A 15,292-nucleotide genomic window follows, 5' to 3' on the forward strand; every position below is an offset into this window, starting at 1 on the left:
TCAAAGTCATACCCAAATTTCACGTTCCTCAATGACTTCAAGTCGACTACTCATTATTAAGGCTGTTGTAACATATCATAGAGTGATAGGATGCGGACAGATTTTAAAGATGGAAATAAATAATATGTGTTAATATAAAGATACAAAAAAACGGAGGCGAAAGAATGAAGGGCACAATGGATAAATTAAGATATTTTAATGAAGAGTTTCCTCGCGAAGCTCTTGAACAAGCGATAGAAAATCAAGAAGAAACGACAAAAATTTTACTAAATGAATTAGATGAAATGATTGAATATCCTGAATCCACGGTAGAAGATGATGACTATTTTTTGTATTTTTATGTGTTTTATTTATTGGCTCAATTTAGAGAAAAAGAAGGTTTTCCACGCATTCTTAAATTAATTTCTATGCCACCTGATAGAGTAGACGCTATGTTTGGAGACCTTATTACAGAAGATTTAAATTCAATTATTTATAGCACTTTTGACGGTCGTTTAGAACAATTAGAAACGGTCATCGAAAATCCAAAGGTTGATTTGTTTGTTCGTGGGGCTGTTTTAGATGCTTATGGAAAATTATATACTGATGGAAGGGTAAGTAAAGAAGCATTCATACAATATTTACGAAAATTATTAGCCACCGAGCCTGACAATTCAGAAAACGACATAGCGATATTAATTCAAGGCATTATTATAGATAGAAAGTTATTTGAGCTCATCGACGATGTTCAAGCTCTTTATGATGTCGGTCGAATTGATGAAAACTTTTTTGGCCTGTATGATAGCTTTATTGATTATATGTATGATTATTCCAATGATCAAGAACAAGTTTATTTTATTGATAATATTGTAGATGAGATTTACCAATGGGCAATGTTTGAAAAAACAAAAGAAGAAGAAATAAAAAACGAAAAACACTTTCAAAAAGCAAGAGAAAAACTAGAACAAGAGAACCAAAATGTACCGAAAGATAAAAAAATTGGTCGAAATGAACCTTGCCCATGTGGGAGTGGCAAGAAATATAAAAAATGCTGCCTGAAGAAAGAGAATATTTATAAAGAAAAACAGCAAGAGCCCATAGCGGTACAAGAACGTTGGTTGAAAAAATACCCAATAATTGAAGGGGATGGCAAAGAAGAGAATGTACGACTTTCAGATAAATTTGATCAAGAAGCGATCCAAATTGATCGTTTAGTCTATCTTGCTTTACATCGCCGAACGCGTCCAATGGAGGAACCCATCAATTATTCGAAGGAAGAGATCGCTAAAGCTTCTTATCTTATTGATGCCTTCGAACACTTTAAAGCAAAAAGTGAGAAGGAAACTATTCAATCCTTTGAAGAGTATGACCAGTCCTACAAAATTCATTATCGAAGCAAAGATTGGGTTGAAGAACTTCACAAAAAACTTGCAAGTGAAGAGGTTATTTCTATATTTGGCGATCGAACAGAAGAAGTAGAAGCCTTCATTTCTCAATTTGTAGACTAGGAATTTAAAGGAGGAGAATTAAATGGAATTTATTATAGAAAAAGAATGGCTGGTTAAACATTTAAAAAATGAAGAGGTTATCATTATAGATTGTCGCTTTGACTTAAGCCAGCCCGAATTAGGAAGAGACCAGTATAGCGAAAGTCATATCCCTGGTGCTTTTTATTTCGATTTGAAAGAACAGCTTTCAGGGCCTGTATCAAAACATGGAGGTAGACATCCACTTCCAGAGCTCGATTCATTTAAAAAAGATATTGAAAAGGTGGGAATCGATAACGCAAAAACAGTAATTGCCTATGATGCGGGCGGTGGACAGTACGCTTCTCGTTTTTGGTGGCTACTGAAATATATTGGACATGAAAAGATCTATCTATTAAACGAAGGATTTAGCGGATGGAGTGCAGCCAATTTTCCTGTAACCACAAAAATACCTAAAGCGCATCCTGCGAAATATGAAATCAACATTCAAAAAGAAATGCTGGCATCATTTGAGGAAGTCAAAGAAATCGTCGAAAACGCGACGGATGAATCTGTTTTAATCGATTCAAGAGCTTCAGAACGTTATTTAGGAAAAGTAGAGCCGATGGATAAAATTCCAGGACATATCCCGGGAGCTTTGAATAAGGTTTGGGATGAAAGTCTGAGTGAAGGTTCGTTTAAAAATGAGAAAGAACAAGAAGAAAGATTTTCCGAAATAAATAAAGACGAACCGGTTGTTGTTTATTGTGGCTCTGGAGTCACTGCTACACCCAATTATATTGCACTAAAAATGGCTGGCTATACTGATGTTAAGCTTTATGCCGGAGGGTATAGTGACTGGGTTTCTTATGAGGGCAATGCGATAGAAAAAGGGGAAACGTCTAAAGAAGAATAAAGAAGAATAAAAAAAGCCTCCCAAAAAATGGGAGGTTTTAACTTATTCAATTCAATGCGCACAAGAAGACTCGAACTTCCACAGGGAAATCTCCCCACCAGCCCCTCAAGCTGGCGCGTCTACCATTCCGCCATGTGCGCTTAATCAAACTGCAATAGTTATTTTAGCAATTATTATGCGCTGTGTCAATTTCATTTTACGTGTTTCTATTAAAAGGTGTTGCTACAAAAAAATAACCCTACTGTTTAAATTGAAGTAGGGTTATTTCTGTTCGAATAAAAGTTGAACAATTTCTATCTATTTACGTTTGTTCTGTTGATATTTCCGAAAAATTTCAAGCAGTAAAGTGCACTAAGACCTACAAGAACATAGACGATTTTAGCTAAGAGTGCGGTTTGACCACCAAAAATAGAAGCAACTAAATCAAATTCAAAAAGACCGACCAATAGCCAGTTCAATCCACCAATGATTGTAAGAGCTAAGGCAATATTATCTAATGTTTTCATAAGATTCATCTCCTTTCTTATTTGGTGAGTTAAATATAGCATGGAGATAAAACGCTTACTAACCATAAGCCCTAAAAATAAAACAAAAGAACCATTATTATCAAAAATCCCTTGTGTTCTACGAATGACCATGCTATACTAGCAATTGCTTATGCGATGAGCCGACCGAACGTTTGATTTATTTCAGATAGGTCATTTGCACATCACTGCATGAGATTTGAATAGTGATGAAGAGACCGTGCTGTGAACACATCTCTTGTCTGATTAAATGAAAATTTAATAGATTGCCAGCTAGCGTAGACGAGACCTGTCTACGTTTTTTTGTTTTCCCAGCACTTTTTCAATCATTTTAAATTAAAGATAAAAGAATTAACGTCTTGTTTATAGCTAAAAATATTGTTTAAAAATCTATTTATCAAAAAAAAGATTCTTTCAAGGCTAATTGCTTTATTAATAAAAAAATTATTCCTATACTAGACTTATCATTAGATAAATAAATTATTAGAGGAGAGGATATTTATGAACCAATTGCAGAATACATGGAATTATTTTGCAGGAGCCTTGCCGAGTTTGCTTGGCGGAATTGTATTAATATTAGTTGCTTGGCTGATTGCTACTTTAGTAAAGAAAGGAACTACTAAAGGATTAAGAGCAGCCGATATGGATAACCGATTAGTTGGATGGGGGGCTGCACAATCCGAAGAACAAGGTGCTCATATGATCGACATGCTAGGACAAGTTTTATATTACTTAGTATGGGTGTTGTTCTTACCAGGAATCTTTGAAACCTTTGGCTTAACTTCTGTAGCACAACCGATTCAAAATATGATGCATACGGCATTAGCTTTTGTACCGAATCTGTTAGCCGCTATAGTTTTAGTTGTGATTGCTGTAGTCGTTGGTAAATTTGTTCGAAATTTAGTGTATAACTTAGCTTTAACCTTAAACATTGATCGTTGGATCTCTAAATTAACAGGACAAACTGATCGTTCAACATCAGGTAGAACTGCGCAAGGTGAAGCAACTGATGCAGCCTCTACATACAAAGAGAATAAAGATTCAATCGCTAAAGTATTAGCTAACATTGTTTACGTCCTAATTCTGATTCCTATTTTAACGGTAGCTTTAGAAGTATTAGGTATTCGTTCCATTTCAGAACCAATTATTCTTGTTCTAAACTCTATTATGGCAGCTATTCCTAATATCCTAGTCGCTGTTATTCTTTTAGCGGTAGGTATGGCAGTTGCAAAATTTGTAGGGGATATGGTTAAGAATTTACTACAAGGAACTGGAATTAATAATCTAACAGATAGTGTCGATGTTTCTGGAGTAGAAAAACTAGATCTTGCCAAAGTTATCGGTCAAGTCGTTTCTGGTTTAATCGGTTTATTCTTCTTCGTTGAAGCTTTAAATGCACTAAACTTACAAGTCTTAAATGCAATTGGTGCAGCAATTATTGCCTACTTACCAAATGTGATCTTTGCTTTAATTATTCTAGGCTTAGGACTCATTGGAGGACAATGGATAGGTAATCTATTTACTCGTTCATCCGGAAGCCGTTGGGCAGGTCGACTTGTTCAATACCTCCTAGTTGCTTTCTCACTATTTATGGTATTAGATCAACTAAACTTTGCAAGTAGCATTGTAAATACCGCCTTTATCTTTATTATCGGAGGAGTGGCCGTTGCCTTTGCTCTAGCCTTTGGATTAGGTGGACGTGACTTTGCTCGAAAACAACTTGAAAAATTAGATGACAAAGTAGACAAAGAAAAAAAGAAAGATGAGTCACCAGGTGCTGACCAAAAAGAACCTTCTGACTTTGACATGTAAGCTAAGATAAAAAAAAAATAAATCCCAAATAAAAACGGTGAAGTCCTTTTAAAGGCTTCACCGTTTGTTTTTCTTATTCTTTTGGTTTAGGCGTTTTCTTTTCTTGGAGCGATCCATCCTGCTTATAAATATGAACCGAACTCTTTTTATTTCTAGCCAAATCCTCAGCACGACCCACCGCATCTTCTTTATACTCAAAGGTCTGATCCGGTCGTTTCGCACCTACCGTCTGTACCTTCCATTTATCGTCGTCATACTTCACTTCCACATCATTATCCACTAAATCTGGGTTTCCACTCTCATCATGCTTATCTCCCTTAGAAGGATCCGGCTCCTTTTCGTACGCCTTTTTCTCCTTCTCAGAAGCATTATCAAACCAATCCCCCGCTTGCGACTGAGCAATCGGAATCAAACGGTCCTCATCATAACCCTCTTCTTCCAGTGCATTCGCAATATCAATCGCTTTTTTTCGCACAAGAGGATCCATATTTTTCATTGACGCTGGGTAATCATTCATATCCCATGGCATAAAAACTCCTCCTATTTCTTTCTACTATTAACTAAATTAAAACACGCCCACACAAAATATGCGAATACAACGCTTAGTCATTTCGGAAAGAGGGCAAATCTGATAGAATAAATCAGAAGAACCAAAGAAAACTCAAGGGCAAGGAGCACATAAAATGACAAAGATTCTAGTAATAGGTGGAACTCGCTTTTTTGGAAAGAAGGCAGTAGAACGACTCATTGAGCACGGCCATGAGGTTACGATTGCGACTCGAGGGAATACGGAGCACGACTTTGGTGATCGCGTGCATCACGTTTTACTCGACGCTCACGATCGTAACCATCCAGGCTGGAAAGAGGTTGTGAATCAAAAATGGGAAGCCGTATTTAATAATGTGTGTTATACAAAAGAAGAGGCAAAGCTTTTAATTGATAAATTTACAAACGTCACACAGCAGCTGCATTTTACTTCTTCTATGGCCGTTTATTCAGGGGCGAAAGACGGCTATCAAGAAAGTGACTTTGATCCTTATACCTATAAAATTGATCCAACCATTGAAGTGGACTATGGAGAAGGTAAACGACAAGCAGAACAAGTGCTGTTTACTGAAGCGCCTTTTGAAGTGACAGCCTATCGTTTTCCGATTGTATTGGATCTTGATGATTATACAGAACGCCTCCATTACTACGTTCAAAAAGCTCTAAATAATGAGACCATTCTTTTTGAAAAAGCAGAAGCTAAAATAAATTACATCAAAGGAACCACTGCTGCAGAATCCATTGTGTGGGCAATAGAAAATAAAAAAGAAGGAATTTATAACGTTAGTACAAGGGATGCCGTTACCATTCAAACCTTAATGGACTGGCTAGAAGAAGCCGTAGGGAAAGAGTTAACGGTAGATTATTCTGCAGAAAACAAAGCCGCTTCGCCATTTAGCGTCTCACACGATCAATATTTAATTTCTGATAAAATTGCTAACGAAGGCTTTAACTTAAAGAGTCTAGAAGAGTGGATGAAACCTTTAATGCAAGACTTAGTCGAAGAGCTGCGCGTCTAATCATTTTATTTAGAAACTGAATCAACTATTTTATAAAATACGAGACATAATCCTAGAAAATGTCTCATAAGTCAAAAATACGAGACATAATCCTAGAAAAAGTCCCGCAAATCAAAAATACGAGACATAATCTTAGAAAAAGTCCAGTAAATCAAAAATACGAGACATAATCTTAGAAAAAGTCTCATAAGTCAAAAATACGAGACATAATCCTAGAAAATGTCTCGTAAGTCAGAATGTCAAAATAATTTTGAATGAAAAAAGACTGAAAGTCATTAGACTTCCAGTCTTTTTGGATTTGAGGCTATCCTCTAATAATGTATGAAAAATTATGCAGTCTCAACTTCTTCAAGACGTTCGTGGATTTCAGCTAGTTCAATCTCACGAATTTCTCTAGGTAAGAACATGCGAATTTCCTCTTCATTATAGCCAATTTGTAATCGACGATCGTCCATAATAATAGGGCGACGGATTAAACTCGGCTCTTCAATAAATAAATTTAATAATTCATTCATTGAAAGACTATCAATATCCACTTCCAAGTCTTGGTAGGCTTGAGAGCGATAGGAAATAATTTCTTCGGTACCTTCATCCGTTAACATCAAGATTTCTTTAATCTCGTCTTTAGATAATGGTTCATGATAGATGTTCTTTTCTTCATACCCTAGATTGTGTTCTTCCAACCAACTTTTCGCTTTCCTACATGAGGTACAACTAGGTGATACATAAAGTTTTATCATCAATATCTACTCCTTTGTTGAAAAGATCTCGCCCGATCATTTTGCTGAGTAGAAGAAGCCCGAGTATACAAAATTATTAAGTTATATGTACGTCAAACTCCTTAAAATGCGAACGATTATTTCCAATTCTTATTATACCCTGTAAAATAAGCGATATCAAGCCCTCATTAGGGGATATACAATTTTTCATCAAACATTCATACTTGTAACTAGTATGTAATAAATGTCAAGATAGGTAGAATTCTGTTTTAGGGGATGAAATATGATAAACTATAACGAACAAAGAAAAATTATTTGAGGTGCTTTATGAATCCATTATTTAAGTTTGTATTGAAATTAGCTTCTTCACCCAGAATTGATATGCAAGAGGATTATATCTGGATTAGAAAGATGCAAAGTTTCTTTTCTAAAGATGTCAGCAATAAATATCGTGTTTTAGACGAAAAAATTTATTCGCTTGAAGAAGAGCACGAAATTCCTGTACGTGTATTTTTCCCAGATAAAATACTGCACGAAGAAAATATCATTTATATTCATGGAGGTGGCTGGGCGCTTGGGGATATTGATACCTATACGCGAGCGTGTATGAATTTAGCCAATCATTTAGGGCGCCCTGTTTATTCTATAAATTATCGCTTAGCCCCTGAACATCCTTACCCTGCTGGTTTTAATGACTGCCTTCGGGTGGTAAAAGTCTTGTTAAATTCAAAGAAAAATAATGAAAAAAGAAAATGGGTTCTGATGGGAGATTCAGCTGGAGGAAATCTGGTAGCTGCGGTAACTTTAAAATTGAAAGAAGAAAATGAAAAATTACCGGACAAACAAATCCTTTTATATCCACTGACTTATTGGGATCACTCTAGCGAGTCGCCTTTTAAATCGATGGCAACAAATGGTTATGATTATGGTTTGACGATTAAAAAAGTTCAAGAATATATGGAAATGTATGAACCGGATAAGGAAACGCGAAAAAGCCCTTTTATTGCGCCACTTATGGCTGAGGATTTGAGTGGACAGCCGGATGCATTAGTGATTACTTCTGAGTTTGATCCTTTACGGGATGAAGGCGAAGCGTATGGAAAAGCACTGAAAGAAGCAGGAAATCAAGTGGAGATTCATCGGTTATTGGACACGGTACATGGATTTATCAAATATCCGCCTTATTTAGAACCTGTCGAAAAAACCTATGCGTTTATCAATGAGTTTTTAAGTCATTAAGGAAGGAAGATTCTTTTGAACGAGAGAGAATGGTATCGATTAGACAATGCTTCAAATATCTTCTTGGCTACTCAAAATGAAATTGACACAAAAGTTTTTAGACTATCCGCAGAAATGACAGAAAAAGTAGAGCCCGAACTTCTTCAAATGGCTTTGAATACCACGTACGAAGAATATACGTTATTCCATAGCACCTTAAGACGAGGGTATTTTTGGTATTATTTGGAAAGGAGTGAGGTCAATCCAAGAGTAAAATTCGAAACAGATCCTCCTGTTTCTCCAATTTATCAATCTGGAAGAAGAAATTTTTTATTTAGAGTATTGTATAGAGAAAATAGGATTCATTTAGAAGTCTTTCATGCTTTAACGGATGGAACGGGTGCATTATGGTTTTTTGAAGATTTATTAACGGAGTATGTAAAATTAAAACATCTAGAAAATGAAGAACACCCCTCTTTAAAAATAAAAAGAGAAAAAGAAAATTTAGAGGATAGTTTTAATCGTTATTTTAGAAAAGAAGATAGTCTAGCTTTGGATCGATTTACACGTCCGTTTAAACTTTTTTCTCATTCGAATGTAGAAGAAAAAGCTTCCGCGCAGAAATTTTTCCCACGCCCGCTTGAGCAACAGATTGATGAGAAAGTCTATCAGATTAAAGGAACTAAAACAGCAGATCATCGACCGAGAATTATCAACCTTGATCTGCCATTGAAGAAAACGCTTGAACTTGCTCGAGCCGAGAATGTTTCCTTAACAATTTATTTAACGGCTTTGTATGTTCTTTCTGTTTATATGACGAGTAAAGAACAGCGTAAGGAGACAACGATTAGTGTATCTATCCCCATTAATTTGCGACAGTTTTTTCCTTCAGTGACGGTTCGAAATTTTTTTAGTACAACTAAAGTGGCTTATACGTTTAAAAAAACGGAAGAACCCTCACTAAGTAAGATCTGTCAAGAGCTGGATCAGCAATTTCAAAAGAAACTAGAAAAAGAAGCTTTGGAGAACCGTTTGCGAAAGCTGATTGATTATGAATATAATCCTGCGGCCCGGATTATCTTGCGCCCGATTAAGGATTTAGTTTTAAAAGTAATCAATCAATTAAATAATCGAAAAATTACTGGAGCGATGTCAAATTTAGGAAGAGTGGACTTACCTAAACAGATTAGTCCTTATGTAAAAGATTTTAATTTTTATACCTCTGTTATTCGCCCTCAATTTTGCATGATTAGTTACCGAAATCAGTTAAATGTAACTTTTACAAGCCCTTATACGGAGACGAATATTGTTCAATGGTTTGTTCGCTATCTTACGCAAAAAGGATTAGAGGTAAGTATAGATGTTAATAAAGTGACACGAGAGGAGCTGCAGGAATTATGAGTTATTGTTCTCATTGTGAAGCGACTGTAAAAGGAGATTGGTCACATTGTCCGTTATGTCAGACAACTTTGGTTCAGAAAGATTCAAAAGATTCAACGAAAGAACAAAACACCTCTTTTCCAAATATTCCTTTACGGTTTAATCGTGAAAAAGCACTCCAATCTTTTTTGAGATATTCTTTAGTGATTGTTTTATTCTATTTTATTGTTCAATATTTTTGGACATTTGAATTCTTTGGCTTGGAATACGTGATATTAGGGCTGATGGTCACTTGGACAAATATTGTTTTCCTAGTGAGAAAAAGAAGGAATCTTGCAAAAGCGATTAATTATATCCTGTTTTTTGTTTCGATAGTGAGTATTTATATGGACTATCTCAGAGGATGGAGAGGCTGGTCGATTACCTTTGTTGTTCCGATTTTAAGTATATCTTCTCTAATTGCAATATCGATTTCGATTCGAGTAGTTCGTTTAAAAGTGGAAGATTATGTATTGTATCTTCAATTAGCAGCGATGGTCGGGATTGTGCCTTTAATATTTTTACTGATGGGGTGGACGGGAGATCCATTACCCAGTATCGTTTCGGTGGTTTTCAGTTTCAGTTTGTTTGTTTTTATATTGATACGATACCGAAGAAAAGTGATGAAGGAACTTCAAAAAAGAATGCATATTTAATTTAAAACTTGTCTCTGTAATCTTTTCTTTATAAATTCGTTTATTTGTCTCTGCCTTATTACTGTTATTTCATAATGTTTGGTTTATAATTATCATAGAAGGAAAAATACGAGGAGGAATGTAAAATGTTTGAACAACTTAAGAAATTAGCGATGATTGGTATTGGCGGAACTGCGTTAGCAATGGATAAGGTTTCAGAGTATGTTGATGAGCTAGTCAGTCAAGGAAAATTAACCGTTGAAGAAGGAAAGAAACTAACAGAAGAACTGATCCAAAGTAAGAAAGAAGAAGTTAGTGAAAAAGATCGTGCAGAGATTGAATCTGTTCTTTTAGAAATGAATATTGCTCAAAGAAAAGATATAGAACAATTGGAACAACGAATTCAAGAATTAGAAACAGAATTAAGTAAAGATAAAGAAGACTAAATTGAACCATTGATTTTATCGAGAGGGCTTGTAAAGTTTTCTTAAAGGAGGCGGCAATGACTGACAAGAAAAAAAAGACCGGACGGGGACGGCTAACTGAAATTGCAACCGTACTTGCGTCTTATGGTTTTGGTCATATTTATCGAACTAAAATAGGGAAAAGGAGCGGTTCTCAGGATGCAGTAAGTTTACGACATGCTTTTGAAGAGCTAGGTCCGACCTTTATTAAATTTGGCCAAATACTATCCACTCGTCCGGATTTGTTGCCTCCTGATTATATTGAAGAATTAGCGAAGCTTCGAGATCAAGCCCCTCCTTTTTCATTTGATAAAATTGAAGAGAGTTTTGAAGAAGAATTTGATCGAAAAATTGAAAATGAATTTGAATGGGTGGATGAAAAACCTCTCGCTAGTGCTTCGATTGCCCAAGTCCATCGGGCACGTACCTTAGATGGACGAGAAGTGATTATTAAAGTACAAAGACCCGATATGGAAGAAGATTTGTTGCGAGATATTCGGTTGTTTTCACGCATTATTTCTATGGCCCCAGAGACGATAAAAAGCTTTGTAGTTGATGCGGAAGTGGCCTTGGCGGAAGTAGAAAAAGCCACGAGAATTGAATTAGATTTTCGAAATGAAGTGAATGCTTTAATTCGCTTTAGGAGAAATAATAAAAAGCGACCAGTTATCTCAGCGCCGGAACCTTTTCTTGAATATGTATCAAAAAGGGTATTGGTAGAAGAATATGTTTCTGGGATTAACGGCTTAGATATGGATAAAATTGTTCAAGCAGGTTATGACAAAGAGGATTTTGTAGAAAAATTTGTTTATACGTTTTTAACCCAAGTCTTTGAAGATGGTTTTTTTCATGGGGATCCTCATCCGGGAAATATTATTATTAGTGATAAACAGATTATTTATATTGACTTTGGTTTATATGGTGAGCTGTCGGAACAAAATAGAGAGCGTCTCCTAGAGATATTAGATGCAATTGTTTTTGAGGACATTGATGGTTTGATGAACTTATTGCTGCAGATGGCGATTGTAAAGTCAGAGGTGGATCGTTTTGTCCTTTATGAAGATTTAGAAAATTTCTTCTACATCTATGTAGCTAAAGATCTTTCACAAATTGATATTGGTTCTTTATTTAATGATATTTTAAAAATTACACATAAACATAGTTTGATCATGCCTAATGATTTTATTATGTTAGCCAAATCTATGGGGGTTATTGAAGGAATTGTAAGTGACTTTCATACAAAAGTGAACGTCATGGATATTGCTAAAACCTATCTCAAAGAGAGCAAGGGTTTCTCGCCGTTTAAGCACCTCACCGATGAGCACCTGGGTCTAAAAGCAGTCCAATTATCTTCAGATACCTTAGAATTACCGACTTCCCTTAGAAAAGGGCTAGACACTCTCGTGAAGGGTAGAACACGACTCAATTTGGAAATTTTAAACTGGGATAAGAAAAGTGTCGAAATAAATAAAATGGTGAACCGTTTAGTGTTTGCGATTATTATTGCCGCCTTGATTCTAGCCTCGGCTTTTATTATTGTAAGTGCTAGCAGTCCTAGCTTATCGAATCTAGCGATTTTGATTTTCTTAGGAGCAGGTTTAATGGGCTTGTGGTTACTGATTTCAATTATTCGCTCAGGAACTCTGTGACTTTTAAAAGAACGATTAAAAAAACGATGGTGCCCATCAATTGATGAGCATCATCGTTTTTTATTATGCATATGTTATGTTCAGATTAATTGATTAACGAGTCTTTCCAGCAATCCAGCTGAATAAGAAGACGACGATTACAGCGCCCAGTATTGCAGGGATAATTGCAAAGTCTTGAATAACTGGACCCCAGTCATTAAAGATTAATGAACCGACCCAAGAACCAATAAAACCTAAGATAATATTTCCTAAAATACCACCTGGAACTTCACGATTCATTAAACTCTCGGCAATCGCACCAATAATTCCTCCGACAACTAGTGAAAGTAAAAAACCTATCATAATATATCTCCTCCATTCGATTAATACATTAATAGTTTACCAATATCTATTTCTGAGTGCAACTGGTTTGCTCAGAATCTCGCTTAAAATTATAGCATCCGCGAGTTGATCACCATCTGACAACTTTTCAATAAGGCGGTTTTTGCTTTGCTGTTTTGATTGAGTTGACTGTTTGGTCGTAGCATATTGTCCCGGATAAGAAGTTGATTTCCTTGAGGGCTCTCTTTTCTTCGATTGAGTCAGTTGTTTTCGTTTTTGAGCACTTGGTGTAGACGATTGCTTCGTTTTCCTTGTAGGACGCTGTTGTTTATTTCGATTCCGTTTCTGCGAGTCTTGTTGTTCAAGACTTCGCTTTTCTTTGGTTCTATCTGGAGTTGCTTTTTGCGTCTCTTGCATGTTTCGCTTCCGTCTAATTTCTTCCAATCGTTTAACTAATTTTTCTTGTTTAGGGTTTAAGTTTGGATTGTTTGAGTCCATCTAAGCACATCCATTTCTTAAAAATCAAACTTAATTTTTATAGTTGTTTCGATTTTTGTTTTCATTCCTATTATTTGAGTCATCATCATTCATTTCACGCGAAATTGATTTTCTCATGTCAGAATCAGCCTGTACATTTTTCATATTGTAGTAATCCATAATTCCTAAGTTTCCACTTCTAAAGGCTTCAGCAATGGCAAGAGGAACTTCCGCTTCCGCTTCGGTAACTTTCGCACGCATTTCTTGTTCACGGGCAATAGCCATTGCTCTTTGTTCTTCGGCTTTTGCTTGCGCAATGTTTTTATCGGCTTCTGCTTGATCTGTTTGTAATTTTGCACCAATATTTCGGCCAACGTCTACGTCAGCAATATCAATAGAAAGAATTTCAAAAGCTGTCCCTGCATCTAAACCTTTATTTAATACAGTCTGAGAAATCATATCAGGGTTTTCTAATACTTTGGAATGTTTATGAGCCGATCCAACAGTTGTAACAATTCCTTCACCGACACGCGCAATAATGGTGTCTTCACCCGCACCACCCACTAAGCGGTCAATGTTTGCACGAACAGTTACTTTTGCTTTTGCAATAATTTCAATACCGTTCTTAGCAACAGCAGCAATATTTGGTGTTTCGATGACTTTAGGGTTAACAGAGACTTGAACGGCTTCAAAAACACTTCGTCCCGCTAAGTCGATTGCTGCAGCTTTTTCAAAACTTAGCGCAATATTTGCTCGTTCTGAAGCGATTAAGGCATCGATAATGTCATTAATGTTTCCACCTGCTAAATAATGAGCTTCTAATTCATCAATCGATAAATCTAGACCTGCTTTCGTTGCCTTGATTTGAGGACGGATAATCTCATGTGGACTTACTCGACGTAAACGCATCCCCACAAGCGTAAATAAACCAACTCGTACTCCTGAAAAGTAAGCAGTCACCCATAAACCAATAGGGATAAACCGCAAAACTAAACTAATAATTCCAAGTAGGAGTATCGCGATAATAATAAAATTGATAAAATTTCCTGTTAAAAATGTATCCATATCATCTACCTCTGTTCTTTTTTATTTTTTTCTGCGAACAACAACTTTTGTACCATTAATTTCTTGAATAATTACATTGGTGCCTGTATCTATATGTCCTTCTGAGCTTAATACATCATATATGTGTGTGTTCTCATCAAAAGCAACTTTTCCTGATGGTCGTAGTGGAGTAACCGCTTCTCCTACCATTCCTACCTTGAGTGGAGTCTGTTCTTCGGCGTCCTCAACATCTTTTGTTTGTTGGCTGCTCGTATTTAAGACAAGTCTACTTAAATTTGAAAGTGAATAACCATTTTTTATTAAAACAAACATTAATGTTGTTGATGCAATGAGTGCAAGACTCAAATCTCGAATCATTATTCCAAAATCGCCTACTGTATAATAAATACCTAATGCAACCGAGCCTATTCCTAATAATCCCAATAAACCAAAGCCGGGGATTAAAATCTCTAGAATAAATAAAACAAGTCCAACGACAAATAAAATCAAAGGAGCCCAACTCGTAATTCCCGCAAAATAAAAATAAGCGACTAGGCTTCCAACTGAAACGATAATTCCTGTTTTAGTCCAAGGAGTCAATATTAAAAAAACAATTCCCATAAAGCCGATGGTTAAAAGTAAAGTTTCCACATGTTTAACCCCCTCCAAATATGTGCCTATATTCAAAGTATATCATCTTTAGGTAGTGTAAAGAAATTAAAACAATATTTTTCCAGGCTTTTATCTATAAAAAACTATATGATTGCTTCGCAATCTAAGCCATGACAGAAAAGAGAGAGTATCCTATAATTAACATAGGAAACATTAATCCGAAGGTTTAATGGGTTTTGCCGAACCTGTATAAAAAACTGGATGAACATTTTATCTTTTGCGATAAGCCGAATACATCTTAGAATGTGAAAATAAAATTACAATATTTTATAGAATGTTCTGTTTCCTAAATTATTTGATGGAGGTTTTCATCATGGAAGTTATGATTGAGACATGTTGTGGAATCGACGTTCATCAGAAGACAATTGTATGTTGTATATTAGATGGTCCTTTGGACACGAATAAACCTAAA

General features: G+C 35.8%; 16 protein-coding genes and 1 tRNA gene. 9 read left to right on the plus strand and 8 right to left on the minus strand.

Annotated elements, in window-relative coordinates:
• The first annotated feature begins 164 nt into the window (after positions 1 to 164).
• Positions 165 to 1,487 (plus strand): DUF1186 domain-containing protein, encoded by a 1,323-nt coding sequence (locus tag BUB96_RS07165; RefSeq protein ID WP_073298196.1) that lies wholly within the window; start codon positions 165 to 167, stop codon positions 1,485 to 1,487.
• A 22-nt stretch (positions 1,488 to 1,509) separates the two neighbouring features.
• Positions 1,510 to 2,361 carry a sulfurtransferase gene (locus BUB96_RS07170; protein WP_073298197.1) on the plus strand — a complete coding sequence of 284 codons (852 nt, stop codon included), beginning with the start codon at positions 1,510 to 1,512 and terminating at the stop codon, positions 2,359 to 2,361.
• A gap of 55 nt (positions 2,362 to 2,416) precedes the next feature.
• On the opposite strand, the gene BUB96_RS07175 is transcribed toward BUB96_RS07170, so the two are convergent.
• Positions 2,417 to 2,501 (minus strand) — tRNA-Leu (locus tag BUB96_RS07175).
• A 153-nt stretch (positions 2,502 to 2,654) separates the two neighbouring features.
• Positions 2,655 to 2,867: a DUF378 domain-containing protein gene (locus BUB96_RS07180; RefSeq protein WP_073298198.1), complete on the minus strand. Its 213-nt coding sequence runs from the start codon at positions 2,865 to 2,867 to the stop codon at positions 2,655 to 2,657.
• 519 nt (positions 2,868 to 3,386) lie between these two features.
• Here BUB96_RS07180 and BUB96_RS07185 point away from each other — a divergent pair.
• Positions 3,387 to 4,697 carry a mechanosensitive ion channel gene (locus BUB96_RS07185; protein WP_073298199.1) on the plus strand — a complete coding sequence of 437 codons (1,311 nt, stop codon included), beginning with the start codon at positions 3,387 to 3,389 and terminating at the stop codon, positions 4,695 to 4,697.
• 73 nt (positions 4,698 to 4,770) lie between these two features.
• Here the strand turns inward: BUB96_RS07185 and BUB96_RS07190 are convergent, their stop codons facing one another.
• Complete coding sequence (locus tag BUB96_RS07190; RefSeq protein ID WP_073298200.1) at positions 4,771 to 5,226, minus strand: DUF2188 domain-containing protein; 456 nt, start codon at positions 5,224 to 5,226, stop codon at positions 4,771 to 4,773.
• 154 nt (positions 5,227 to 5,380) lie between these two features.
• Between BUB96_RS07190 and BUB96_RS07195 the strand changes: the two genes are divergently transcribed.
• A complete protein-coding gene (locus BUB96_RS07195) occupies positions 5,381 to 6,262 on the plus strand; it encodes an NAD-dependent epimerase/dehydratase family protein (RefSeq protein ID WP_073298201.1) in 882 nt (293 codons plus the stop codon).
• A gap of 329 nt (positions 6,263 to 6,591) precedes the next feature.
• On the opposite strand, the gene spxA is transcribed toward BUB96_RS07195, so the two are convergent.
• The gene (gene spxA, locus BUB96_RS07200; RefSeq protein WP_073298202.1) at positions 6,592 to 7,002 is read right to left on the minus strand and encodes a transcriptional regulator SpxA; all 411 of its coding nucleotides are present in this window, start codon (positions 7,000 to 7,002) and stop codon (positions 6,592 to 6,594) included.
• Between the two features lie 306 nt (positions 7,003 to 7,308).
• Between spxA and BUB96_RS07205 the strand changes: the two genes are divergently transcribed.
• From BUB96_RS07205 to BUB96_RS07225, 5 genes are all read left to right on the plus strand, one after another.
• Positions 7,309 to 8,220 carry an alpha/beta hydrolase gene (locus BUB96_RS07205; protein WP_073298203.1) on the plus strand — a complete coding sequence of 304 codons (912 nt, stop codon included), beginning with the start codon at positions 7,309 to 7,311 and terminating at the stop codon, positions 8,218 to 8,220.
• Positions 8,221 to 8,235: 15 nt separating this feature from the next.
• Complete coding sequence (locus BUB96_RS07210) at positions 8,236 to 9,600, plus strand: condensation domain-containing protein (RefSeq protein ID WP_073298204.1); 1,365 nt, start codon at positions 8,236 to 8,238, stop codon at positions 9,598 to 9,600.
• Positions 9,597 to 10,274, plus strand: coding sequence for a DUF6320 domain-containing protein (locus BUB96_RS07215; RefSeq protein ID WP_073298205.1), 678 nt, complete (start codon positions 9,597 to 9,599; stop codon positions 10,272 to 10,274). The genes BUB96_RS07210 and BUB96_RS07215 overlap by 4 nt, the downstream gene beginning before the upstream one ends.
• 125 nt (positions 10,275 to 10,399) lie before the next feature.
• Positions 10,400 to 10,699, plus strand: a complete 300-nt coding sequence (locus BUB96_RS07220) for a phasin family protein (protein WP_073298206.1) — start codon at positions 10,400 to 10,402, stop codon at positions 10,697 to 10,699.
• A 56-nt stretch (positions 10,700 to 10,755) separates the two neighbouring features.
• Positions 10,756 to 12,366, plus strand: coding sequence for an ABC1 kinase family protein (locus BUB96_RS07225; protein ID WP_073298207.1), 1,611 nt, complete (start codon positions 10,756 to 10,758; stop codon positions 12,364 to 12,366).
• A gap of 93 nt (positions 12,367 to 12,459) precedes the next feature.
• Here the strand turns inward: BUB96_RS07225 and BUB96_RS07230 are convergent, their stop codons facing one another.
• From BUB96_RS07230 to BUB96_RS07245, 4 genes are read right to left on the minus strand one after another with little or no spacing between them, the layout of a single operon-like run.
• A complete protein-coding gene (locus BUB96_RS07230) occupies positions 12,460 to 12,708 on the minus strand; it encodes a GlsB/YeaQ/YmgE family stress response membrane protein (protein WP_073298208.1) in 249 nt (82 codons plus the stop codon).
• Between the two features lie 36 nt (positions 12,709 to 12,744).
• Positions 12,745 to 13,185: a hypothetical protein gene (locus tag BUB96_RS07235; RefSeq protein WP_073298209.1), complete on the minus strand. Its 441-nt coding sequence runs from the start codon at positions 13,183 to 13,185 to the stop codon at positions 12,745 to 12,747.
• Positions 13,186 to 13,215: 30 nt separating this feature from the next.
• Positions 13,216 to 14,229: a flotillin-like protein FloA gene (gene floA / locus BUB96_RS07240; RefSeq protein ID WP_073298210.1), complete on the minus strand. Its 1,014-nt coding sequence runs from the start codon at positions 14,227 to 14,229 to the stop codon at positions 13,216 to 13,218.
• A gap of 21 nt (positions 14,230 to 14,250) precedes the next feature.
• The gene (locus tag BUB96_RS07245) at positions 14,251 to 14,859 is read right to left on the minus strand and encodes an NfeD family protein (RefSeq protein WP_073298211.1); all 609 of its coding nucleotides are present in this window, start codon (positions 14,857 to 14,859) and stop codon (positions 14,251 to 14,253) included.
• Positions 14,860 to 15,292: the final 433 nt, after the last annotated feature.

This window comes from Atopostipes suicloacalis DSM 15692, from assembly GCF_900129085.1.
GTDB lineage: Bacteria > Bacillota > Bacilli > Lactobacillales > Carnobacteriaceae_A > Atopostipes > Atopostipes suicloacalis.